This window comes from Acidiphilium sp. PM (assembly GCF_000219295.1).
GTDB classification, from domain to species: Bacteria; Pseudomonadota; Alphaproteobacteria; order Acetobacterales; family Acetobacteraceae; genus Acidiphilium; species Acidiphilium multivorum.
Genome location: NZ_AFPR01000188.1, coordinates 1 through 23,153, shown reverse-complemented (window position 1 = coordinate 23,153; position 23,153 = coordinate 1). Strand labels below are relative to the sequence as shown.

Sequence of the window (23,153 nt, the reverse complement as noted above, 5' to 3'; positions counted from 1 at the left end):
ATCGCGCGCTCCGCCAGGTCGAGCACCGGTTACAGATGGTCGAGGACCGCCAGACCCATACCCTGCCCGAAACCGAGGCCGGCCTCGCCCGCTTCGCCACCTTCATGAACATGCCAGATGCCGCGCGCTTCGCAGCATGGCTCGATGCGGTCTGCGAGACAGTGAACGCCATCTTCGCCGATTTCTTCGATACCGATCCCGGCAGTGGCAAAGACGGCGCGCCCGATCCCGGCGAGTCCGGCGCCGCTCCCGACGCGTTCGCCGGCCAGGCGCAGTCGCTCGGCTTCGCCGATCCGCAACATCTCGCGGTCAGGCTCCGCCTCTGGCGCAACGGCACGCTGCCAGCGCTGCGCACCGCCCGCGCCCGCGAACTGCTCGATTCGATCATGCCCGCGCTCCTGCGCGCCCTCGGCCGCCAGACCGACCCCGATCTCGCCTTCCGCCGGTTCGACCGGATGCTGGAACGCCAGAGCGCCGGCGTCAGCCTGCTCTCGCTGTTTCAGCACAACCCCGCACTGCTCGACCGGCTGGCGACCGTCCTCGGCGCCGCCCCGCCGCTCGCCGATCATCTCGCCAGCAATCCCGGCGCGCTCGATGCGCTGCTCGCCCCGGTTGCCCGCTTCACCCGCCCCGGCCCGGCGCTGCGCCGCCTGCTGCGCGACGCCGCCGATCTCGAAACCGCGCTCGACACGCTGCGCCGCTTCGTCCGGCGCGAGGAATTCCACCTCGCGGTCGCGACGCTGGAGCGCCGCATCGGCGCCGACCAGGCCTCGCTCTGGCGCACCGACCTCGCCGATGCCGCGCTGGCCGCGCTGCTGCCGCGGGTGATGGCCGATTTCGCCGCCCGCCACGGCCGGGTGCGGGGCGGGCGCTTCGCCATCGTCGCCCTCGGCCGCGTCGGCGCGCGCGAGATGCAGCCCGGCTCCGATCTTGACCTGATGCTGATCTACGACCACCCGCCCGAAGCCGCCGCCGCCCGCCTGCCGCCCAGCCAGTATTTCCTGCGTCTCGCCCATGCGCTGGTCGCTGCCATCACCGCTCCCGGTGCCGAGGGGGCGATCTACGCGGTCGACATGCGGCTCCGCCCCTCCGGCAACAAGGGGCCGGTCGCCGTCTCGCTCGCCGCCTTCCGCCGCTACCACGCCGAGGAAGCCTGGACGTGGGAACGCCTGGCGCTGACCCGTGCGCGCGTGCTCGCCGCCACTCGCGGCTTCGCGCCGGTGGTCGATGCCGAAATCCGCGCCGCCCTTGCGCGCGATATCCCGCCCGCGACCACGTGCGCCGACACGGTGGCGATGCGCGCCCGCCTCGCGCGCGATGCGCCGCCCGCCGGCCCGTTCGACCTCAAGCACCGCGCCGGCGGCATGATGGAGCTCGGCTTCATCGCCGAGGCGCTGCAACTCGTCCATTTCCGCGGCGCGCCCTCGCGGTTCCGCCAGCGCACCGCCGAGGCGCTGGCGGAACTTGAGGCCTGCGGCGCGCTCGACCCCGCCGAGGCCGGCGCGCTCGCGGCGGCAGACCGATGGTATCGCGCCGTGCAGGCCATGCGCCGCATCACCGGCCTCGCCGATCCCCGCCCGGACTCTCCGAAATCCGCCCTTGCCCCCATTCTCGCCGCCGCCGGTGCGCTTGATTTCGACGGGATCATCGCCACGATGGAGGCGCAGGCCGCCGTCGTCCGCACGTCCTTCGTGCGCCATCTCGGCGATCCGCGCGGCATCACCAATCCACGAGGAGACACAGCATGAGCGTTGCCGAAGGCGACCAGGCGCCGGATTTCACCCTGCCCGCGACCGGCGGGCGCACCGTTTCGCGGGCCGGATACAAGGGCAGGCCCTTCATTCTCTATTTCTATCCGAAGGCCGACACGCCCGGCTGCACCAAGGAGGCCTGCGCCTTCCAGGAGGCGCTGCCGGCACTCGGCGGCATCGGTATCGACGTCATCGGCGTCTCGAAGGACAAGATGCCGGCGCTGGAGAAATTCGTCGCCAAATACAATCTTGCCTTCCCGCTCGCCTCCGACGAATCCGGTGCCGTGGTCGAGGCCTTCGGCGCCTGGGTCGAGAAGTCGATGTATGGCCGCAAATACATGGGGATCGACCGCTCGACCTTCCTCGTCGGGGCGGATGGCCGCATCGCGAAAGCATGGCGCGGCGTGAAGGTGCCCGGCCACGCCAAGGCGGTGATGGACGCCGCCGCCGCACTTCAGAAGGCATGACCCCGCCTGGCGGGGCCACCGGCGCCACGGATCGTGATGCCCGGCTTGCGCCCCGCCGCATTGCGCGCCGCCAACCGCTCCGGCATATCCGCAGCATGACATCGCACCGGCGTTACGGTCTCTTTCTCGCCCTTGCCGCTTTCGCCGCCCTCGGCACCGCTTATTTCGCCCAGGACGTGCTGCGGATGATCCCATGTCCGCTCTGCTATATCGAGCGCTGGCCCTGGCGCATCGCCGCCGCCCTCGGCATTCTCGCGGCGATCCTGCCGCGCCTGCCGGCACGAGTGCTGATCGGCCTCGCTGCGCTGGCGCTCTTCGTCAACGTGGCGATCGCCTTCGTCCATGTCGGCGCCGAGCAGCACTGGTGGAAGAGCCCGCTGCCGGAATGCAACGCGCCGCCGCCCTCCTTCGGCGCCAACCTGCCGCTCCGCCCTTCCGCCTCGTGCGACGCGCCGGTCTTCCTCATCCCCGGCCTGCCGGTCTCCTTCGCGACGATGGACCTGATCTGGTCGCTGGTGGTGGCGCTGGCGGCAAGTGCGCATATCTTCCGCGACAGACGGAGCAACGCATGAGCAAAGACATCGACTATCTCCCCGGCGATCGTCCGCCGCGCGCGGAAATCGCCCGCATGATCCGGGTTGACCATGCCGGCGAGTTCGGTGCCAAGCAGATCTATGCCGGCCAGCTCGCCGTGCTCGGCCGCGGGCGCCACGGCGACACGTTGCGCCATATGAAGGCGCAGGAGCAGGTCCATCTCGACACGTTCTCGCGCCTGATCGGCGAGCGCCGGGTGCGCCCGACGGCGCTGCTGCCGCTTTGGCGCATCGCCGGCTTCGCCCTCGGCGCCGCCACCGCGGCGATGGGCCCGCGCGCTGCCATGGCCTGCACCGTCGCCGTCGAGGAAACCATCGATGCGCATTACGCCGCCCAGCGCGACCGCCTAGGCGATGCGGAGCCCGAGCTTTCCGCGACGATTGAGACCTTCCGCCAGGAGGAGCTGGAACACCGCGATATCGGCCTTGCCAACGAGGCCGAGCAGGCGCCGTTCTACCGTTTGCTCTCGGGCACCATCCGCGCCGGCTGCCGCGCTGCCATCGCGATCAGCGAACGGATCTGAGCAGCCGCGCGCCCCAACGAAAGGGCAAGGCGGTTGGCAGCGGCGCCCGGCCGTCCTACATCTCGATGCATGAGCAGCACGGAACGCTTCGAGCAGGATCTCGTCAGGGCCGCCTTCGAGCTGGGCGCCGCACAGGGGTGGCGCCGCGTCTCCGTCGCCGCCGCCGCGCGCCATGGCGGGCTGGATCTCGACCGCGCCCGCCGCAGCTTCGCCTGCACCGGCATGATCCTCGCCCGCTTCGGCCGCCTTGCCGACATGCACGCCCTTCACGGGGCCGCGACGGATGGAGCGGTGCGCGACCGATTGTTCGATCTCATCATGCGCCGGATCGACTTTCTTCAGCAGCATCGCGCCGGCGTGATCGCCCTGATGCGCCACGCCCCCACGGACCCGCTGCTCGCCTGCTGGCTCACCCGCGCCAATCTCGCCGCGATGGGCTGGATGCTGGAAGGCGCGGGCATTTCCTCCGCCGGCTTGCGCGGCGCCATCCGCAAGCGCGGCCTGCTCGCCGTCTGGGCCTGGACGCTACGCGCCTGGCTGCGCGACGAGTCCGAGGACCTGTCCGCCACCATGGCCGCGCTCGATGTCGCGCTGATGCGTGCCGAGCAGGCCGCCCTGCAATTCGCTGGGCTCCCCCGCGCGCCGGTGGCAGCCGATCCCGCCGGCGACGCGCCGTTCACCCCCGACCCTGACCTTTCTGACGAAGCGGCGGACAACGCATAGCCCCTCGCGATTTCACAGTGCCGGGTCTAGACTTGCGCGGGGTAGAAAGTACTGCCCCACAGCCCCATGAGAGGAGTCATTCCATGGCCGAATCCCCCAAATCCAAGCATGGCGCCGAGCATAACCCGATGTCGGCCTTCATGCCGGATTTCGACTTCACCAAGGCGTTCAGTTCCATCAAGGTCCCTGCGATGGCGGATGCGGAGGTTGTGCTCGCCGCCTATCGCCGCAATCTCGAGGCGCTGTCGGAGGCCAACCGCGTCGCCCTCGAGGGGGCCCAGGCGGTAGCGCGCCGGCACATGGAAATCATGCAGAAAACCATGGCCGACCTCTCCGAACAACTCCGCAACCTGTCCTCCGTTTCCACCCCGCAGGACCGTGCGGCGCAACAGGCCGAACTGCTCAAGCACGCCTATGAGAGCGCGGTGGCCAACATGCGCGACCTTGGCGACCTCATCCAGCGCTCCAGCCACGACGCAGTGGAAACCCTCAACAAGCGCTTCTCCGAGGCGATGGACGAGATGAAACATCTCGTCGAACCCAAGAAGAAATCGTGACCGCTCCGCTCCGCCTGACCCGTCCCGCATGACCGCCACGATCGCCGCGCCCCGCCTCCCGTTCATTCCCGAACGCCAGGGGGCGCGGCCGATGCACAAGCCGCTCCGCGTCGTCTCCGAATACGAACCCTCCGGCGACCAGCCGGGCGCGATCGCCGATCTCGTCCGCGGCGTGCGGCAGGGCGAGCGCGACCAGGTCCTGCTCGGCGTCACCGGTTCGGGCAAGACCTTCACGATGGCGAAGGTGATCGAGCAGGTGCAGCGCCCGGCGCTGATCCTCGCCCCCAACAAGACCCTTGCCGCCCAGCTCTATGCCGAGATGAAGTCGTTCTTCCCGGAAAACGCGGTGGAATACTTCGTCTCCTACTACGATTACTACCAGCCCGAAGCCTATGTCCCGCGCACCGACACCTACATAGAGAAGGACGCGCAGATCAACGAGGCGATCGACCGCATGCGCCACGCCGCCACCCAGGCGCTGCTCGAGCGCGGCGATGTCATCATCGTCGCCTCCGTCTCCTGCATCTACGGCATCGGCTCGGTCGAGACCTACAGCCAGATGGTCGTCCGCCTCGAAGTCGGCGGCTCGATCGACCGCGACCGTCTCGCCAAGGCGCTGGTCGAACTACAATACCGCCGCAACGACGCCGCTTTTCAGCGCGGCACCTTCCGCCTGCGCGGTGAAACGGTGGACATCTTCCCGAGCCAGTACGAGGACCGCGCCTGGCGTGTCACCCTGTTCGGCGACGAGATCGAGAGCATCGCCGAATTCGACCCGCTGACCGGCGAGAAGGTGACCGACCTGCCGGCCATCGCGATCTACGCCAACAGCCACTACGTCACCCCGCGCCCGACGCTCACCCAGGCGATCGGCAAGATCAAGGTGGAACTCCAGCAGCGGCTGCACGAATTCACCGAAACTGGCAAGCTGCTCGAGGCCGAGCGGCTGCAGCAGCGCACCACCTTCGACATCGAGATGATGGAAACCACAGGTTCCTGCAAGGGAATCGAAAACTATTCGCGCTATCTCTCCGGCCGCAATCCGGGCGATCCGCCGCCCACTCTGTTCGAATACCTGCCCGATAACGCGCTGCTCATCGTCGATGAGAGCCATGTCACCGTTCCGCAGATCGGCGGCATGTTCAAGGGTGACTTCGCGCGCAAGTCGATCCTCTCCGAATTCGGCTTCCGCCTGCCCTCCTGCATCGACAACCGGCCGCTGAAATTCGAGGAATGGGAGAGCTTCCGGCCGCAGACCGTGTTCGTCTCCGCCACGCCTGGGCCGTGGGAGATGGAGCGCACAGGCGGCGTCTTCGCCGAGCAGGTTATCCGCCCGACCGGCCTGGTCGATCCCGTCATCGATGTCCGCCCCGTCGAGCATCAGGTGGACGATCTTCTCGCCGAATGCCGCGCCACCTCGCAGGCCGGCGGCCGCGTGCTGGTGACCACGCTCACCAAGCGCATGGCCGAGGACCTCACCGAATACCTCACCGAAAACGGTGTTCGCGTGCGCTACCTGCATTCGGATGTCGACACGCTCGAACGCATCGAGATCATCCGCGATCTCCGGCTCGGCGCCTATGACGTTCTGGTCGGCATCAACCTGCTGCGCGAGGGGCTCGACATTCCCGAATGCATGCTCGTCGCCATTCTCGATGCCGACAAGGAGGGCTTCCTCCGCTCCGCGACCTCGCTGGTGCAGACGATCGGCCGCGCCGCCCGCAATGTCGATGGCCGGGTCATCCTTTATGCCGACACGATGACCCGCAGCCTCAAATACGCGATCGACGAAACCGAGCGCCGCCGCGCCAAGCAGACCGCGTGGAACGAGGCGCACGGCATCACGCCGCAAAGCGTGAAAAAGCAGATCGGCGAGATCATGCATTCGGTGTATGAACAGGATTACGTCACCGTCGCGCCGATCCGCGACAGCGGCGCTACCGAATTCGTCGGCAAGGATCTGAAGTCGACCATCGCAGAACTGGAGAAACGCATGCGTAACGCCGCGGCCGATCTGGAATTCGAGGAAGCCGCGCGGCTGCGCGACGAAATCAAGCGGCTCGAGGCACTCGAACTCGGGCTGACGCCGCCGCCTGCACCGAGTTCATCACCGCAGCGCAGGCCTCGCAACCGCACGCCCGAACCGCTCGGCCCCGGCGGCGGTGGATACGACCCCGACAAGCGGCGCGGCGGCCGCCGGAGGCGCGGCCCATGAAACCCGTCCTCACGGCAGCCCTGCTTGCCGCCCTCGCACTCCCCGCTGTTGCTGCCGCTGCCTCGCCGATCCACCTTGTCGGGCAGAATGCCACCTACACGCTCGCCCTTTCGAAAGTGCGCGGCCATTCCGTCACCGGCGCCACCGGTCGCCTCGAATTCGACGTGCGCAATACCTGCGACGCCTATACCGTCACCCAGAAGATGACGTTGCTGATCCGCAACCAGGATGGCACCCTGAGCCGCACCACCAGCGACTACGATACCTGGGAAGCGAAGAACGGCCACCGCTTCACCTTTCTGCTCCGCCAGGGCGACGGCAAGAAGATGGAGGTGCAGGATCAGGGTACTGCGGTGATGAGGCCGAAAGGCGGGGAGGTTACCTATCTCGTCCCGAAAGGCCGCACCGAAAAGCTTCCGCCCGGCACGCTGTTCCCGATGGCCCACACCAGGGCGATCCTTGAGGCCGCCGAAGCCGGAAAGCCCTATATCGATCCGCCGCTGTTCGATGGCACCTCGACCCATGGCGCCGAGCATACCTTCGTCGCCATTCTCGAGCGGCAGGCGGCGCATCACGACCGCTTCGCGCATCTGTCGAAACTGCCCTCGACCCTCGTCGATATCGGCTTCTGGCCGCGCACCGAAAAAGATGACGAACCGGATTTCCGCACGCAGATGCGCTATTTCACCAACGGCGTCTCGCGTGACGTGCGGCTCGATTTCGGTAATTTCGTGATGGACGGCAAGCTGACCGCGCTGACCATCCTGAAGGATACCTGTCCGTCCGGCAAAGCCGTCCCGTCGGCGCCAACGCCGAAAGGCTGAGACAGCGAACCCGTAAATGCCGAACCGCCGGTCAGTGTTCCTGGCCGGCGGTCTCGTTTGGGCGAACCCGTGCTTTCGTGGTTGAAGACCAGCGAGGGCGTCAGTTGCTGCCCTCGCCACCCTCCGTCGCCGTCGGCACTGGCGCAGGTGCCGGTTCGGCGCTCTTGCGGGTGCGCCGTGCCGGCGTCTTGGCGACAACAGGCTTCGCGGTGCGGCGGGTCGGTGTCGGCCGCGCGGCGCTGGTCGGCTTCCCGTTTGCTGTCTTGCGGGTCGTTGCCGCGGTCCGCTTCGCCTTCGGCGCGGCAGCCGTAGTGGACTTCGCAGCGGAGGCCTTCTTCGGTGCAGCCTTCACGGCGGTTGCCTTCGCTGCAGGCTTTGCCGCGGCGTTGGCGGTGGCGGCCTTCTTCGGCGCTGCCTTCGCGGCGGTCTTGGCCGGAGTCTTGGCAGGTGCGGCCTTGGCGGCGGCCGCCTTCTTCGGCGCAGCCTTCGCAGTCGCTGTTTTCGTGGCCGGCTTTGCGGCGGCCTTCGGCGCGGCAGTCTTCGCTGCCGGCTTCGCGGCCTTCGCGGGCGGCTTGGCGGCAGCCTTGGTCGCCGTCGGCTTCTTTGCGACGGCCTTTACTGTCGTCATTTTTGCAGGCACCGCCTTCGGCTTTGCCTTCGCCGCAGGCTTCGCTGCCACAGCTTTTGCCGCCGGCTTGGCAGCAGCCTTCGGTTTGGCCGTCTTTGTGCTGGCGCGCACGGCCAGGGCCTGTGCGCGGTCTTCGGTTTGTCTGGTCACGAGATTACTCCTTCGCTCGGGGTTACAGGGGACGCGATCGACCGGATGCGAAATGGAAACGAAAACCGGAAAACACGATGCCACAGCATGCGCTGTGACAGGGATGGAGCTTTGATAGGATCTCCATATGTGGTTAGCTCAACTGACGCCATCGTGGTCTTCATCATTCTGCCGGCAGTCTGTCCTTCGCTTCGAGGCCTGGCTTCGCTGGTTCGCTGCCAGCGACCGTCCTTCCCTTTCGCGTGCGATACTCGATTTGACCGATCGGCTATTGACAGAATTGCGACGCGAATCGCGCGGCGCACGCAATTTCCGCTATCCACCGTATGAATGTGAAATGTCAACAAAAAGCATCGCGAATTCCATAGACTGACCGATTTTTTTTTCTGTCGTCATCCGCGCAACACGTTTCGTGCATCCGCCTTGACTGTCGAGCGCATTATCGTGCCGGTTCCGTGTGCGCGCCAGGTCTGTCGGACCAACTGCGCGAAACACTTGCGCCGCGGCCGGATCAGTCCGATCATGCAGCCGTCTGGAGATGGTTCCAGACCTTGCCGTGGGAATGCCGGCTGTGGTCGAAGACACCGAGATCAACTGGATCGCATCGCGTCAGCGGACGAGATCTGCGGTTGCCATGCCGGGGTGGCGCACGGCCATCGGTCGCGGCATCCGCATGCGTTGCCCGTCATGCGGCAAGGTTTCCGCTTTTGAAGGATATCTCAGGGTCCGTCGCGAATGCCCGATCTGCGCCGCGCCGCTCGGCCGGGTGCCGTGCGACGACGCGCCGATCTATCTTACGCTTGTCATCGCCCTGCACATCGTGATCCTGTCGATGGTGCTGGCAGACGAGGATGGCGGCATGAGTTGGGTGGAGTCGCTCGTCATCTTCGTGCCGCTCGCGCTCGCTCTTCTTCTTCTGCTGTTGCGGCCAGTGAAGGGAGCGACGCTTGCGATCATGCTCAAGGTCAATCTCCTGCGTCCTGCAGCAATCCGGGCGACGCCGGGCAATGGCTGACGGCGCGGCGGAAATCCGCGGCCGCCTGCGTCGCGTCGTGCTCGACGAGGATATCGGCGGCGCGCTCTCGCCGATGCAGGAGGCCGACCGCAACCAGGCGATCGCCGATCTAGCCGCTGACAACCGTTTCGCCCTCGGCACACATCCCGACGCCGTCACGATCCTTCACCTTTCCGTGCAGGATGGCCGCCTCGTCTTCGACGTGCGCGACGAGGCCGATGAAACGTTGCAAACCCTCGTCCTCGCACCCGGCCCATTCCGCTCGATGATCCGCGACTACCAGATGCTGCTCGACAGCTACGCGACCGCGGTCGCTGAAGGCCGCGAGGCACGCATCCAGGCGATCGACATGGGCCGTCGCGGCCTGCACAACGAGGGCGCCGAACTCGTGATGGCGCGGCTCGACGGCAAGGTGCTGCTCGATTTCGACACCGCCCGCCGCCTCTTCACCCTCATCTGTGCGCTGCATCGTCGCGCGTAAGCGCGCCAAACCATCGCGCGTAAGCGCGCGTAATCATCGCGCATGAGCGCGCCATGCGTGCACGGCGATTGACGCGGCAACCCGCCTCGCGCCAGATCGGCAGAAGCAGACTCGAGGTGAGAGATGAAAATCGACGGCACGCCCTATCGTTCGATCTGGGTCGACGACGCCGACCGCTGGTCGGTCCGGATCATCGACCAGACCAAGCTTCCCTGGGCCATCGAGATTCCCCGGCTGACTACGCCCGAGCAGATCGCGCATGCGATCAGCGCGATGCTCGTGCGCGGCGCCCCGCTGATCGGCGCCACCGCCGCCTATGGCGTCGCACTGGCCATGCGCGCCGATCCGTCGGATGAAGCGCTGGAGACGGTCGTGCCCATGCTCGCCGCGACGCGGCCGACCGCGATCAATCTCCGCTGGGCGCTCATGCGGATGCAGCGCGCGCTCTCCGCCCATCCGCCCGCCGAGCGCGCCGATGCCGCTTATGCCGAGGCCGCCGCGATCTGCGACGAGGATGTGGCGACCAACCGCGCCATCGGCGAGCACGGTCTCGGCCTCATCCGCGCCCGCGCGCAGGGCCGCCGCCGCGTCAACATTCTCACCCACTGCAATGCCGGCTGGATCGCGACGGTCGACTGGGGCACCGCGCTCGCGCCGATCTACATGGCGCACGACGCCGGCATCGACGTTCACGTCCTCGTCGATGAAACCCGCCCGCGCAACCAGGGTTTCTCGCTCACCGCCTGGGAACTCGGCAAGCATGGCGTGCCGCACACGGTGATCGTCGACAATGCCGGCGGCCATTTCATGCAGCGCGGCGAGGTCGACATGGTCATCGTCGGCACCGACCGTGTCACCCGCGCCGGCGATGTCGCCAACAAGATCGGCACCTACCTGAAGGCGCTCGCCGCGCGCGACAATGGCGTGCCATTCTACGTGGCGCTGCCCTCCTCGACGATCGACTGGACGATCGCCGATGGGCTCGGCTCGATCCCGATCGAGGAACGCGCCCCGGCAGAGGTCACCACCATCACCGGCCGCGCGCTCGACGGTTCGATGCTGACGGTCCGCATCGTCCCCAAGGACAGCACTGCCGCCAACCCCGCCTTCGACGTTACCCCCGCGCGCCTCGTCTCCGGCCTCATCACCGAGCGCGGCATCTGTGCGGCGAACGAGCGGGCACTGGCCGCGATGTTCCCCGACCAGGCGCTGCAGACGGCGGCGTGAGTACGGCGGCGCTTCGCCGTCTCGGTCTCGTCGGGATCCTCGCCGCGCTGGCGGGTTGTGCGGCGCGGCCGGACGCGCACGCGCCGCCCTTCGCCAACAAGCCCTATGCCGCGTTCTCCCGCGGTGCCGCCATCCGCATCGCCGAAGGCGAATGGCGCTACTGGGGCAGCCCCGTCATCGACGGCCCCGGCGATGACGAACCCGTGTTATCGCCCCCCGCGCTGCAGGAGCGCGACAATGCCGGCTGGCAGGAAGTCGGGCTCTACTGGTGGATCGGCATGAACGCTGGCCATCCCGAAGATCGCTGGACCGGCAAGCACGACGCGGCGGGGCGCGTCTTTCCCCGCGCGGTGAACGGAAGCTACGCCTGGTCCGCCGCCTTCATCTCCTATGTCATGCGCATGGCCGGTGCCGGCCCGCGCTTCCCCTACGCGGCGGACCATGCACGTTATATCGACGCCGCCTGGCGTGCCGCCCATGACGGCGCGAAACATCCCGAACTCCTCGCCGAAAATCCCGAAACCCACGCGCCCGCGCCCGGTGACCTCATCTGCGCCGGCCGCGCTAGCGCTGCCCACATCACTTATGCCGATCTTCCCACCAGGGGATATTTTCCGGCGCACTGCGCCATCGTCGTCGCCGCCACACCGTCGGAACTTTCCGTCATCGGCGGCAATGTCGACAACACGGTGGCACTTACCCATGTCCCGCTCACCGCGCGCGGCACCCTCCTGCACCGCGACGGCACGATCGTCGATCCGCGGTATGACTGGTTCGTCGTGCTGCGCGTGCTGTACCGGCGCGATTGAACTATAGAGGCGCGATGGCCCGCACCCCATCCCCCGACGGCGATCTTTTCGGCGAGGCCGCGCCCGCGCAGACATCCGCCCCGCGCGGCGCGGTGCCGCTGGCCGAGCGCCTGCGCCCGCGCGAACTTGCCGAGGTGATCGGCCAGCCGCATCTCGTCGGGCCGGACGGCACGCTCACCCGCATGCTCGAACGCGGCAGCCTCGCCTCGCTCATCCTCTGGGGCCCGCCCGGCGTCGGCAAGACGACCATCGCCCGCCTGCTGGCCGACCGCGCCGGCCTCGTCTTCGTCCAGATCTCCGCCGTGTTCTCCGGTGTCGCCGATCTCAAGCGCGTCTTCGAGGAGGCCGCCCGCCGCCGCCGCACCGGCGCGCGCACGCTGCTCTTCGTCGACGAGATCCACCGCTTCAACCGCGCCCAGCAGGACGGGTTCCTGCCCGTGGTCGAAGAGGGCACCATCACGCTTGTCGGCGCGACCACCGAAAACCCGTCCTTCGAGCTGAACGGCGCGCTGCTCTCCCGCTGCCAGGTCCTCGTCCTCCGCCGCCTCGACGACGATGCGCTGGAACAGCTGCTGCGCCGGGCCGAAGCCGTGATGGCGCGCAAGCTCGCCCTCACCGATGCCGCCCGCGCGGCACTCCGTGCGATGGCGGATGGCGATGGCCGCGCCATCCTCAACATGGCCGAGCAGCTCTTCGCCGCGAACCCGGCGGCACCGCTCGACGAAGCGGCCCTCGCCAGCATCATCGCCCGCCGCGCCGCCCTCTATGACCGCGACCGCGAGGAGCACTACAATCTCATCTCCGCCCTGCACAAATCGATGCGCGGCTCCGACCCCGACGCCGCGCTCTACTGGTACGCCCGCATGCTCGCCGGCGGCGAGGACCCGCGCTACATCGCCCGCCGCCTGACCCGCTTCGCCGTCGAGGATATCGGCCTTGCCGATCCTGCGGCCCTCACCCAGGCCATCGCCGCCTGGGAGGCCTATGAGCGGCTCGGCAGTCCGGAGGGCGATCTTGCCATCGCCCAGCTCGTGCTCTACCTCGCGACCGCGCCGAAATCGAACGCCGCCTACCGCGCCTTCGGCGCCGCCCGCCGCGCTGCCCAGGCCACCGGCAGCCTGATGCCGCCCGCCCATATCCTCAACGCCCCCACGAAGCTCATGAAAAACCTTGGCTACGGCGCCGGCTACGAATACGACCACGACAGCGAAGAGGCCTTTTCCGGCCAGACCTATTTCCCCGACGGCATGAACCGCGAAACCTTCTACCGCCCCGCCGGCCGCGGCGCCGAACAGGAGATCAAGCGCCGCCTGCTGCACTGGGCCAAACTCAGGGAGGACCGCGAATGAGCGTCCGCATCGTCACCGTTGGGCCCGACCAGGCCGACATGCGACTCGACCGCTTTCTTCGTAGCCTGCATCCAGGCCTCACCCAAGGGGCGATCCAGAAATTCTGCCGGACCGGGCAGGTGAGGGTGGACGGCAAGCGTGCCGAGGCCTCGACCCATCTCGCCGCCGGCCAGGCGGTGCGGATTCCGCCGGTGCCCGAAACCCCGGCGCCGAAACCGCGCCAGACGGTCGTGGCCAATGAATGGGACGTCAAGGAGCTGAACGCCCGTATCCTGCACCGCGATGCCGACGTGCTGGTGATCGACAAGCCCGCCGGCCTCGCCACCCAGGGCGGCAAGGGTATCGCCAGGCATCTCGACGGCATGCTCGACGCGCTCCGCTTCGACGCCGCCGAACGCCCCCGCCTCGTCCACCGGCTCGACCGCGACACGTCCGGCGTGCTCGTCCTCGCCCGCAACGCCTTCGCCGCCAACCGCCTCGCCGCCGCCTTCCGCGGCCGGGACATGGAAAAGACCTATTGGGCCATCGTCGTCGGCCTGCCGATCCCGATGGAAGGCCAGATCGACCTGCCGCTCGCCCGCATCGGCGGCGCGCAGGGCGCGCGCACCCGCCCCGCCGACCGCGACGACGAGGATGCCGCGAAAGCAATCACCGACTACCGCACCCTCGACCATGCCGGGCGGAAATTCTCCTGGCTCGAACTGCATCCGCTCACCGGCCGCACCCACCAGTTGCGCGCCCATTGCGCCGCAATCGGCACGCCGATCCTCGGCGATGCCCCTTATGGCGAGCACCTCGCCTTCGCCGAGGGGTTCCCCCGCCAGCTGCATCTACACGCCCGCCGCCTGGTCCTGCCGCATCCGCGCGGCGGCCGGCTCAGCGTCGAGGCGGAACTGCCGGCGCACATGAAAACCACCTTCGCGACACTCGGGTTCACCGCGCCGCACGCCACCCCGGCCCGGCGCGGCTGACGGAGAGATATCACGAGATCGTGAGTCTCGTCGTTCCTTTGGCGGCATGGCGCATCCGTGCACATGCCCCTATCTCCTGAAATGATGGAGGAGCGACGATTTCGCAGCGTGAAACGCGGCTTTCCGCGTATTCCGCCCGGTTTTGTGCATATCATGGGGCTTGCCGTCGCCGCCGGCGCGCTGGTCCCCGTGCCCACCGTCCACGCCGCCGATCCGCAACCCTACGACGTGACCTTCGTCCCCACCGGCGACGCGCCGCTCGACAAGCTGATCCGCCAGAGCTCGAGCCTCGAAACCCTGCGCCGCAAGCTCGAGGTCGGTCCCTTCGCGCTGATCGCCCGTGCCCGTGCCGACCGCAAGACTTTCCTCACTGTGCTGGAAAGCGAGGGCTACGATTCCGGCAAGGTGACCATCACGATCGACGGCCATACCCTGTCCGATCCCGCCCTGCCCGACCTGCTGCGCAAGGCGCCGGCCAGCCCGCCCGCGCGCGTCCGCGTGGCGATCGCGAAAGGCCCGCTCTACCATGTCGGCGCGGTCAGCACGCCCGGCCTCGCCGATCCCGCCGCCGCCGCCGCACTCGGCGTGAGTCCGGGCGAACCCGCCACCGCAGCCCCCCTCGTCGGCGCTGCCGTCCGGCTGGAAACGAGGCTGCGCAATCTTGGTTACGCCTTCGCAAAGGTCTCCCCGCCCGTGGCCGAGGCCGATGACGCGACGCACACGCTTTCTGTCACCTATCCGGTCTCGATGGGTCCGCGCGTCGATGTCGGCAGCATCACCTTCACCGGCATGCAACGGATGAACGGCCGCTTCATGGCGCGGCACATCGCGCTCAAGCCTGGCCAGCGCTACAGCCAGAAGGCGCTGGACGCCTCGCGCGACCAGTTGCTCGGTCTCGGCGTGTTTTCCTCCGTCACCGCCAGCACGGCCGCCGCGCCGCGTCCCGCCGGCCAGGTGCCGGTCACCTTCACGGTGCGCGAGCGCAAGCGCCACACCGTCGCCCTCGGGGCTTCCTATTCCTCCGATCTCGGCATCGATGCCAATGTCTCCTGGACCGACCGCGACCTGTTCGGCGAGGCGCAGAGCCTCACCTTGTCACTCGGCGCCACCGGCATCGCCGGCAGCGGCCGCAGCCAGACAGCGACTTTCGGCAAGCACACTTACGTCGTCGCCCCTGGCTACGATGCGAAGGCGACCTACCGCGTGCCCGATTTCATCCGGCCCGGCCAGTCGCTCGTCGCCACGATCGAGGCGCTGAAACAATACCTGCCCGCCTACAGCCGCACCGCCTTTCTTGGCAGCGCCGCCATCGCCCATCCGCTCGCCCCGCATCTGACGCTCGACTACGGCGCCGGCTTCGTTTTCGAGAAGGTGAACCAGCAGGGAGTCAGCCGTACCTACCGCCTGCTCCAGCTTCCCGTGACCCTGTCCTACAACACGGCGAATTCGCTCCTCAATCCCACACGCGGTGTGAAGCTCGCACTGCACGTCACCCCAACGCTCGCCCTCGGTGCCGGCGCAAAACCCTTCGTCATCACCGAATTTACTGGCAGCACCTACATCAATCTCGAAGCTCCCGGCCGCGGCGTGCTGGCGCTGCACGGCGTGCTCGGCCGCATCTTCGGCGCCTCGCAATTCCAGATTCCGCCCGACCAACGCTTCTACGCCGGCGGCACCGGCACCGTGCGCGGCTTCACCTACCAGACCGTCGGCCCGCTCTTCCCCGATGGCATTCCCGAGGGCGGCACCGCGATCGACGCACTGGAGACCGAATTCCGTCAGCGCATCGGCAAGCATTTCGGCGTCGCCCCCTTCATCGATGCCGGCCAGGTCTCGGCCAACGGCACACCCTTCACCGGCACGCTGCGCGTCGGTGCCGGTCTCGGCCTGCTCTACTACACCGGCATCGGCCCGCTGCGCGTCGATGTCGGCGTCCCGCTCAACCGCGCACCCGGCAGTTCCTCCTTCGCCGTCTATATCGGTCTCGGACAGGCCTTCTGATGCGCCGGGTCTTCAAAGTCATCCTGTGGATCGTCGCCATCCTGATCGCCCTGCCGGTCCTTGCCGTCCTCGCGCTCGACATCGCGCTGAACACCGGCGCCGGCCGCAACTTCGCCACGCACGAAATCAACGCGCTCTCCGGCGGCACGGTCAGGATCACCGGCCTCGCCGGCCATTTCCCGAAATATATCGCGGCACGGCGCATCGCGATCGCTGACCGCAAAGGCCGGTATCTCGTGATCGACGATGCCGTCCTCCGCTGGTCGCCATTTTCGCTCCTGCACCGCATGATCGACATCAGCGACCTCACCGCGAAGCGCATCGACATCCTGCGCCAGCCGGTCCCCGCGGCCGCGAAACCGAAGCCGAAACCATCCGCCGCGAGCGGCATCCCGAAAGTCGCGCTGGTTCTTGGCCATCTTGAAATCGGCCGCCTTGCCATCGCGAAACCCGTGCTCGGCCACGCGCTGGCGCTGAAGATCACGGGCCACGCCCGGGCGAAGTCGCTTGAGACCATCGCCGCCGAGATTGACGCCACCTCACTTGCCGGCCCCGGCACCTACCGCCTCGCCGCGACCCTCGATGCCAACAGGGTGAACGCGCATCTCACCGTCCACGAACCGCCTGGCGGCCCCATCGCCGCCTTCGCCGGCATCGCCAGCCAGCCCGATCTCGCGAAGAAGCCGGTCGATCTCTCGCTGACCATCGCCGGTCCGCGCGACCATGCCGCCCTCCGGTTCGCCAGCGCCCTCGGCGACCTCAAGGCGCGCGGCACCGGCACGGTCGACCTCTCGCAAACCGCCCCCGGCGGCGATCTCACCATCACCATTCCCGAACTCGCGCCCTATGCCGCCCTCGGCAAGCAGACGCTCGGCGGCCGCACCGTCCTGCACGTCGTCGCGAAGCATCAGCGCGGCGCCACGACACTTCACTTCGACGACACGGTCGAGATCACGAAGGCGACGAAACCGGTCCCCGTCCTGGTCGGCAAACGCGCCATGCTCGCGGGCGATTTCACCCTTGCCGGCGGCAAAACCACCATCCACAGCCTGACGCTCGACATGGCCGCCCTGAAGGTGAAACTCGCCGGCACCGCAACAAGGTTGCATGTCGCCCTCAAGGGCACGCTCATCCAGCCTGATATTGGTCTGGTCGATCCGCAACTCGCCGGCCACGTCACCGAAAACCTCGCCATCGACGGCCCGACCGACAATCTCGCCCTGCACGGTACGGTCGACGGTCTCGTGACCGCGAAGGGCGTGAAATCCGGCCCGTTCCATGTCACCATCGACGCCACCCATTTGCCCGGCGCGCCGCAGGGAAACCTCACGGGCACTGGCTCGCTCTACGATTCCCCGCTCTCGCTCAGCGCCGCCTTCGCCCGCAGCGCCGCCGGCGCGGTCGATCTTGACCTGAAGACCCTGTCCTGGAAATCGCTGCGCGGGCAGGGGCGCATCACCCGCGCCCCGGGCGCGATGCTGCCGGACGGCGCGATGCACCTCGCCATGGCCCGTCTCGCCGATCTCGCCCCGCTGCTGCACATGAAGCTCGCCGGCGCGTTCACCGCCGATTTCACCCACAAATCCGGCCAGCCCGCTGCCATCGCGCTCACCGCCAGCCACCTGACCGACGGCAGGACCGCCTCGCTCCGCGCCGCGCGGATCGACGCAACGATCGACCATCTTGCCCAGACCCCCGCGATCGACGCCACCGCGACCCTCACCGGCGTCGATACCAAGGCGGCAGCCGGCAACCTCACCCTCACCGCCAAGGGCAGCGAGACCGCGCTCGCCGTCACCGCCGCGGGCCGCTTCGCGCGCCTCGCCGGCAAGCCAGCGCAGCTCGATCTCGGTGCCATGCTCGATGGCAAGACCCGCACCATCCGCCTAGCGAAACTCGACGCCGCCGCCCGCGGCGTCACCGCTCGCCTGCTTGGCCCGGCCACCATCAGCGCCGGTACGACCACCTCGATCCGCCATCTCGCCTTGGCCCTGGGCGGCCTCGGCGGTGCGGCGCGGATCACCGCTGACGGCACCATCCGTCCGGCACTCGACCTTGCCGCGAAAATCACCAACCTCCCCGCCGGCATCGCCCGCGCCGCCGATCCGAAACTCGCCGCCACCGGCCTGCTCGACGCCACCGCCCATCTCACCGGCACGCTCGCCGCCCCCACCGGCACGATCGCGCTGCAGGGCAGGGGGCTCGGCCTCGCCACCGGCCCCGGCGCGAAGCTGCCCCGCGCAACCCTCGCCGCCCGCGAGACCCTGCTCGGTCACGCCCTGCGCGGCACCATCGCCGCAACCCTCGGCTCCGCCCGCCTCAGCCTTCACGGCACCGCCCCGCTCGCGCTCACCGGCCCGATGGACCTGTCGTTCCGGCTCGACAATCTCTCGGCCTCTTTGCTCCATGCGGCCGACCCGAAACTCGCCGCCTCCGGCATCATCACCGCCCGCGCCCGTCTCACCGGCACGCCGCGCGCGCCGCGCGGCACGGTCGATCTTGCGGCGAAGTCCATGCGCCTGCTCACCGGCCCGGCCTCGTCGCTGCCGCCTGCCGATCTCACCGTCCATGAAACCCTGCTCGGCCAGAGCGTCCGCGGCACCGCGCGCCTTGCCCTCGGCAACCGGGCCGACCTCACACTCGCTGGCACTGCGCCGCTCTCGGCGGCGGGGAAGATCGACCTCGCCCTGAACGGCCGTACTGATCTCCGCCTGGTCGACCCGCTTACCGCCGCCGGCGGCACCGTGGTCGGTGGCATCCTGACACCCGATCTCCGAGTCACCGGCACGCTAGCCGCGCCAGGCGCCGCCGGCACGCTCACCCTTGCCGGCGGCCGGGTGCAGAACATTGCCAGCGGGCTCGACCTGTCGGCGATCGACGCCACGATCACCGCTGCTGGCCGCACCATCCGGCTCGACCATCTCTCGGCCAAGGCCGGAGTCGGTACGATCGACGGTTCCGGCACGTTCGGCCTCGCGAAGCCGATGCCGGTCGATCTGCGGATCGCCTTCCATCACGCGAGTCCGATCGCGAGCGACATCCTGACCGAGCGCCTCGGCGGCGCGCTCAGCTTCACCGGCGACATCGACACCGGCACCAGGCTCGCCGGCACCATCGCGATCGAGACGGCGAATATTCAGATCCCGCAAGGCCTGCCGCCCTCGGTGGTCAAGCTCGACATCCGGCGCAAGGGCGCACGTCCTCCGCCTCCCGCCGCGCCCGCGCCCCCCGTGGCGCTCGACCTCACGGTCGATGCCCGCAACGAGGTGTTCGTGCGCGGCAAGGGCCTGTTCGCCAATCTCGGCGGGCGGCTGCATGTCGGCGGCACGCTCGCCTCGCCCCAGCCGACGGGCGGCTTCCACCTGATCCGCGGCTATTTCAATCTCGGTGGCCAGACGCTGAACCTCAGCCGTGGCACCGTCCGGTTCAATGGCAACGGCGTGATGCCGGTGATCGACCTCGAGGTGAGCGGCACCGCCTCGGACGGCACCGTCTCAACCCTGGCGCTCACCGGCGAGGCGAGCGCGCCGAAGATCACCCTCTCCAGCACACCCTCGCTGCCATCGGACGAGGTGCTGGCGCATCTGCTCTACGGTTCCAGCACGCAGAATCTCTCGGCGCTGCAGGCGGCTTCGCTCGCAGCCTCGCTGGCCGAACTCGCCGGAATCGGCGGCGGCGGGCCGGATGTGGTCGGCGGACTGCGCAGTGCGCTCGGGCTCGACCAGCTTTCGATCGGCGGCGGCACCAGCGCGCCGACGATCAATGCCGGCCGTTACGTCGCCCCCGGCGTCTATGTCGGCGCCCAGCAATCCGCGACCGGCGGCGGCACCGGCGCGAAAGTCGAGATCAATCTCTACAAGGGCCTGAAACTGAAAACCGAAGTGCAGTCGAACAGCGGCACCGGCGGCACCACCGGCCCCGGCGAGTCGGTCGGCCTGACCTATCAGTTCGATTACTGAACGGGTGCGCCCAGAGCACTTCCCGATCCTCCGGGATCGGAAAGTGCTCCATCCAATTGATAAATTGAGCATCTTTCTCCGATCAGATGATTCCATCTGATCGGATGATACTTTAGCCGCGCAGAATGGTCCGCCCGGCGAAGCAACCCGCGATGTCGAGTTCCGCCTCGATGCGGATCAGCTGGTTATACTTCGCCACCCGGTCCGACCGCGCCAACGACCCGGTCTTGATCTGCCCGGCATTGGTCGCCACCGCGATATCGGCGATGGTCGCATCCTCGGTCTCGCCCGAACGATGGCTGATCACCGCCGTCATCCCCGCCCGCTGCGCCAGTTCCACCGCTTCCAGCGTCTCGCTTAGCGTGCCGATCTGGTTCACCTTGATCAGGATCGAATTGGCCGACTTCGCCGCGATCCCGCGCCGCAGCCGTGTCGGGTTGGTGACGAACAGATCGTCGCCCACCACCTGCATGGCGCCGCCGAGTGTGCTTGTGAAATGCGCCCAGCCCTCCCAGTCATCCTCTGAAAGCGGATCCTCGACCGAGATGATCGGAAAGCTCTTCGCCAGTGCCGCGATATAGTCGGTCATCCCCCCGGCATCGAGCACCTTGCCCTCGCCCTCAAGGTGATACCTGCCGTCCTTGTAGAATTCGGTCGCCGCGCAATCGAGCGCGAAGGCAATGTCCTCGCCGGCCCGGTATCCAACAGCCTCGACGGCGCGCGTCATGAAGCCCAGCGCCTCCTCGGCCGATTTCAGCCCAGGCGCGAACCCGCCCTCATCACCGACATTGGTGTTGTGCCCGGCATCGTGCAGGATCTTCTTCAGCGCCTGGAATACTTCCGAGCCCATCCGCACCGCCTCGGCGATGCTCGCGGCCCCCACCGGCTGGATCATGAATTCCTGGATGTCGATCGGGTTGTCCGCGTGCTTGCCGCCATTGATGATGTTCATCATCGGCACTGGCAGGGTGCGGGCATAGACTCCGCCGAGATAGCGGTAGAGCGGCAGCCCGATCTCGTCCGCCGCCGCCTTGGCGACGGCGAGCGAAACGCCGAGAATCGCATTCGCCCCCAGGCGGGCCTTGTTGGGCGTCCCGTCGAGATCGATCATCGTCTCGTCGATTGCGACCTGCTCGCTGGCATCCATCCCGCCGATCGCATCGAAGATCTCGCCCTCGACCGCCTCGACCGCGCGTTGCACACCCTTGCCGCCGAACCGCGCCGGCTCACCATCGCGCAACTCGACGGCCTCATGCGCCCCGGTCGAGGCACCGGAGGGCACAGCGGCGCGTCCCATCGCGCCCGAATCCAGGATGACATCGACCTCGACGGTCGGATTGCCGCGGCTGTCGAGAATTTCCCGTGCGGTGATATCGGCGATGGCGCTCATCTGATCTCCCCTTTTGCAGTGCAACCGGGGCATACGCGCAAGGGCGGCCCGGCGCAATCAGCGGAGCAAAAACATCCCCTCGACCTCGACCGCCGCGTTGAGCGGCAGCGAGGCGACGCCCACGGTCGAGCGCGCATGCCGCCCCGCCTCGCCGAAAATCGCCACCGCGAGGTCCGATGCCCCGTTCATCACTTTCGCGTGCTCGGCGAAATCCGCCGTCGCCGCAATGAACCCGCCGAGCCGCACCACCTGGGCAACGGCATCGAGTCCGCCCTCGACATGCGCCTCGATCTGCGCGAGCACGTTGATGAAACAGGCCCGCGCTGCCGCAGTCCCGTCCTCGACCGTCACTCCGTCGCCGAGCTTTCCCGTCACCGCGAGCTTGCCGCCCGCGAGCGGCAACTGCCCGCTGACGATCGCCATTCCACCGGCGACCACCACCGGCACGTAATTCGCCACGGCCTTCGCCGCGGGCGGAAGGGTTATGCCGTTCTCGGCGAGGCGCGCGCGTATATCCATGGATCAGCTCACGAGTTTCAGGACGGGACGCTGGCGCTTCGGCCGGCCGGTTCCGGTCTCCGGCAGGTCCAGCGGCAGCAGCGGAGCGGCGGCATCGACACCAGCCGCATCGTCGGCAAGGTCGAGCGCCGCGAGATCGGGCCGCTGCGAATAGGTCGCGGCCAGGTGCCGGAACACATAGTCGAGGAGCGAGGTCGCCTGGCTGATCATTGCGTCGCCTTCCACCGCGCCGGCGGGCGCGAAGCGGGTGAAGGCAAATTCATCGACGAATTCATCCAGAGGCACGCCATGCTGCAACCCGATGCTGACCGCGCCGGCGAACGCCTCGGCCATGCCGCGCAGCGTTGCGGAGTCCTTCGGTAGCGAGATCATGATCTCGCCCAGCCGCCCGTCCGGATATTCACCGGTGCGCAGGAATAGCCGGTGCCCGCCCACCGAAACCTTCTGGGTGTAGCCGCCGCGGCGCGCCGGCAGCTTGCCGCGCCCGGCGGAGGCCGCGCGCGGCGCGGGGAGGGACGGCACCTCGGGCAGGATGGCGCAGACCGGTGCGATGGCCTCGCGCATTGCGGCGATGCCGGCGGCATCGGTCACGCCGAACGGATCGGCGCCGGCCAGGCTCGCGGCCAGCGCCGATTCGGCCGTACGGCCGGAGGCGGCAAGCCGCGCCCGCGCCCAGCGGGCGAGCCCGCCCTCGGAGTCCAGCGCCGAGAGCGGTGCTGCGATCCCAACCGTCTCGACGTCGAGCAGCATCTCCACCGGCCCCGGCGGCAGCAGCCCGGTCAGGCTGCGATGCTGGCGCAGGCCGCACGCCAGGGCCCGCTCGCGCGCGTCGAGCAAGGCGGCGCGCAGGCTGGGCTGGGCGCAACTGGCGGGAACCGGAACCGGCGTGATGGCGCATCCCGGCGCGATGCCCCGCGCCAGCAGCCCGGCCGAGGCGATATCCGCATGGGCGGCGAGCAGCGCGCCGATCGTCGCGGCCACGTCGCGCGCCGTGGGGCTC

Annotated in this window: 19 protein-coding genes and 1 pseudogene; 17 read left to right on the top strand and 3 right to left on the bottom strand. The window is 68.3% G+C overall.

Annotated features, from left to right (window positions below; all coding sequences use genetic code 11):
* The 17 genes and pseudogenes from APM_RS08965 to APM_RS22935 all read left to right on the top strand — a co-directional run.
* Positions 1–1,748, top strand: a pseudogene (locus tag APM_RS08965) (glutamate-ammonia-ligase adenylyltransferase); the annotation flags it as partial.
* Positions 1,745–2,218: a peroxiredoxin gene (locus APM_RS08960; RefSeq protein WP_007423048.1), complete on the top strand. Its 474-nt coding sequence runs from the start codon at positions 1,745–1,747 to the stop codon at positions 2,216–2,218. The pseudogene APM_RS08965 and the gene APM_RS08960, both read left to right, overlap by 4 nt.
* Positions 2,219–2,313: 95 nt before the next feature.
* Positions 2,314–2,790, top strand: a complete 477-nt coding sequence (locus APM_RS08955) for a disulfide bond formation protein B (protein ID WP_007423049.1) — start codon at positions 2,314–2,316, stop codon at positions 2,788–2,790.
* Positions 2,787–3,335: a demethoxyubiquinone hydroxylase family protein gene (locus APM_RS08950; protein ID WP_007423047.1), complete on the top strand. Its 549-nt coding sequence runs from the start codon at positions 2,787–2,789 to the stop codon at positions 3,333–3,335. The genes APM_RS08955 and APM_RS08950 overlap by 4 nt, the downstream gene beginning before the upstream one ends.
* A 69-nt stretch (positions 3,336–3,404) precedes the next feature.
* A complete protein-coding gene (locus tag APM_RS08945) occupies positions 3,405–4,058 on the top strand; it encodes a hypothetical protein (protein WP_007423046.1) in 654 nt (217 codons plus the stop codon).
* A gap of 83 nt (positions 4,059–4,141) precedes the next feature.
* Entirely contained in the window at positions 4,142–4,615 is a 474-nt protein-coding gene (locus tag APM_RS08940; RefSeq protein ID WP_007423045.1) for a phasin family protein, read from the top strand.
* A gap of 28 nt (positions 4,616–4,643) precedes the next feature.
* Positions 4,644–6,830, top strand: coding sequence for an excinuclease ABC subunit UvrB (gene uvrB, locus APM_RS08935; RefSeq protein ID WP_007423044.1), 2,187 nt, complete (start codon positions 4,644–4,646; stop codon positions 6,828–6,830).
* Positions 6,827–7,654 carry a cell envelope integrity EipB family protein gene (locus APM_RS08930; protein ID WP_007423043.1) on the top strand — a complete coding sequence of 276 codons (828 nt, stop codon included), beginning with the start codon at positions 6,827–6,829 and terminating at the stop codon, positions 7,652–7,654. Before uvrB ends, APM_RS08930 begins: the two co-directional genes overlap by 4 nt.
* A 188-nt stretch (positions 7,655–7,842) precedes the next feature.
* Positions 7,843–8,547, top strand: a complete 705-nt coding sequence (locus tag APM_RS23020; protein WP_154653519.1) for a hypothetical protein — start codon at positions 7,843–7,845, stop codon at positions 8,545–8,547.
* A 447-nt stretch (positions 8,548–8,994) separates the two neighbouring features.
* Positions 8,995–9,447, top strand: coding sequence for a DUF983 domain-containing protein (locus tag APM_RS08920; RefSeq protein ID WP_231295403.1), 453 nt, complete (start codon positions 8,995–8,997; stop codon positions 9,445–9,447).
* On the top strand, positions 9,440–9,928 hold the full coding sequence (locus APM_RS08915; protein ID WP_007423040.1) for a UPF0262 family protein: 489 nt from the start codon (positions 9,440–9,442) through the stop codon (positions 9,926–9,928). The genes APM_RS08920 and APM_RS08915 overlap by 8 nt, the downstream gene beginning before the upstream one ends.
* 123 nt (positions 9,929–10,051) lie before the next feature.
* Positions 10,052–11,155 carry an S-methyl-5-thioribose-1-phosphate isomerase gene (gene mtnA / locus APM_RS08910; protein WP_007423039.1) on the top strand — a complete coding sequence of 368 codons (1,104 nt, stop codon included), beginning with the start codon at positions 10,052–10,054 and terminating at the stop codon, positions 11,153–11,155.
* On the top strand, positions 11,152–11,964 hold the full coding sequence (locus APM_RS08905; protein ID WP_007423038.1) for a DUF2272 domain-containing protein: 813 nt from the start codon (positions 11,152–11,154) through the stop codon (positions 11,962–11,964). The genes mtnA and APM_RS08905 overlap by 4 nt, the downstream gene beginning before the upstream one ends.
* Before the next feature lie 14 nt (positions 11,965–11,978).
* On the top strand, positions 11,979–13,313 hold the full coding sequence (locus APM_RS08900; RefSeq protein WP_007423037.1) for a replication-associated recombination protein A: 1,335 nt from the start codon (positions 11,979–11,981) through the stop codon (positions 13,311–13,313).
* Positions 13,310–14,284, top strand: a complete 975-nt coding sequence (locus APM_RS08895) for an RluA family pseudouridine synthase (protein ID WP_007423036.1) — start codon at positions 13,310–13,312, stop codon at positions 14,282–14,284. The genes APM_RS08900 and APM_RS08895 overlap by 4 nt, the downstream gene beginning before the upstream one ends.
* Positions 14,285–14,392: 108 nt before the next feature.
* On the top strand, positions 14,393–16,285 hold the full coding sequence (locus APM_RS08890) for an autotransporter assembly complex family protein (RefSeq protein ID WP_240314281.1): 1,893 nt from the start codon (positions 14,393–14,395) through the stop codon (positions 16,283–16,285).
* Complete coding sequence (locus APM_RS22935; RefSeq protein ID WP_007423034.1) at positions 16,285–20,244, top strand: translocation/assembly module TamB domain-containing protein; 3,960 nt, start codon at positions 16,285–16,287, stop codon at positions 20,242–20,244. Before APM_RS08890 ends, APM_RS22935 begins: the two co-directional genes overlap by 1 nt.
* Positions 20,245–20,356: 112 nt before the next feature.
* On the opposite strand, the gene eno is transcribed toward APM_RS22935, so the two are convergent.
* The 3 genes from eno to APM_RS08870 form a co-directional block, all read right to left on the bottom strand.
* Positions 20,357–21,634 carry a phosphopyruvate hydratase gene (gene eno, locus APM_RS08880; RefSeq protein ID WP_007423033.1) on the bottom strand — a complete coding sequence of 426 codons (1,278 nt, stop codon included), beginning with the start codon at positions 21,632–21,634 and terminating at the stop codon, positions 20,357–20,359.
* Between the two features lie 57 nt (positions 21,635–21,691).
* Positions 21,692–22,153 carry a RidA family protein gene (locus APM_RS08875; RefSeq protein WP_007423032.1) on the bottom strand — a complete coding sequence of 154 codons (462 nt, stop codon included), beginning with the start codon at positions 22,151–22,153 and terminating at the stop codon, positions 21,692–21,694.
* A gap of 3 nt (positions 22,154–22,156) precedes the next feature.
* A partial coding sequence (locus APM_RS08870) for a hypothetical protein (protein WP_039888182.1) occupies positions 22,157–23,153 on the bottom strand: 997 nt, incomplete at its 5' end.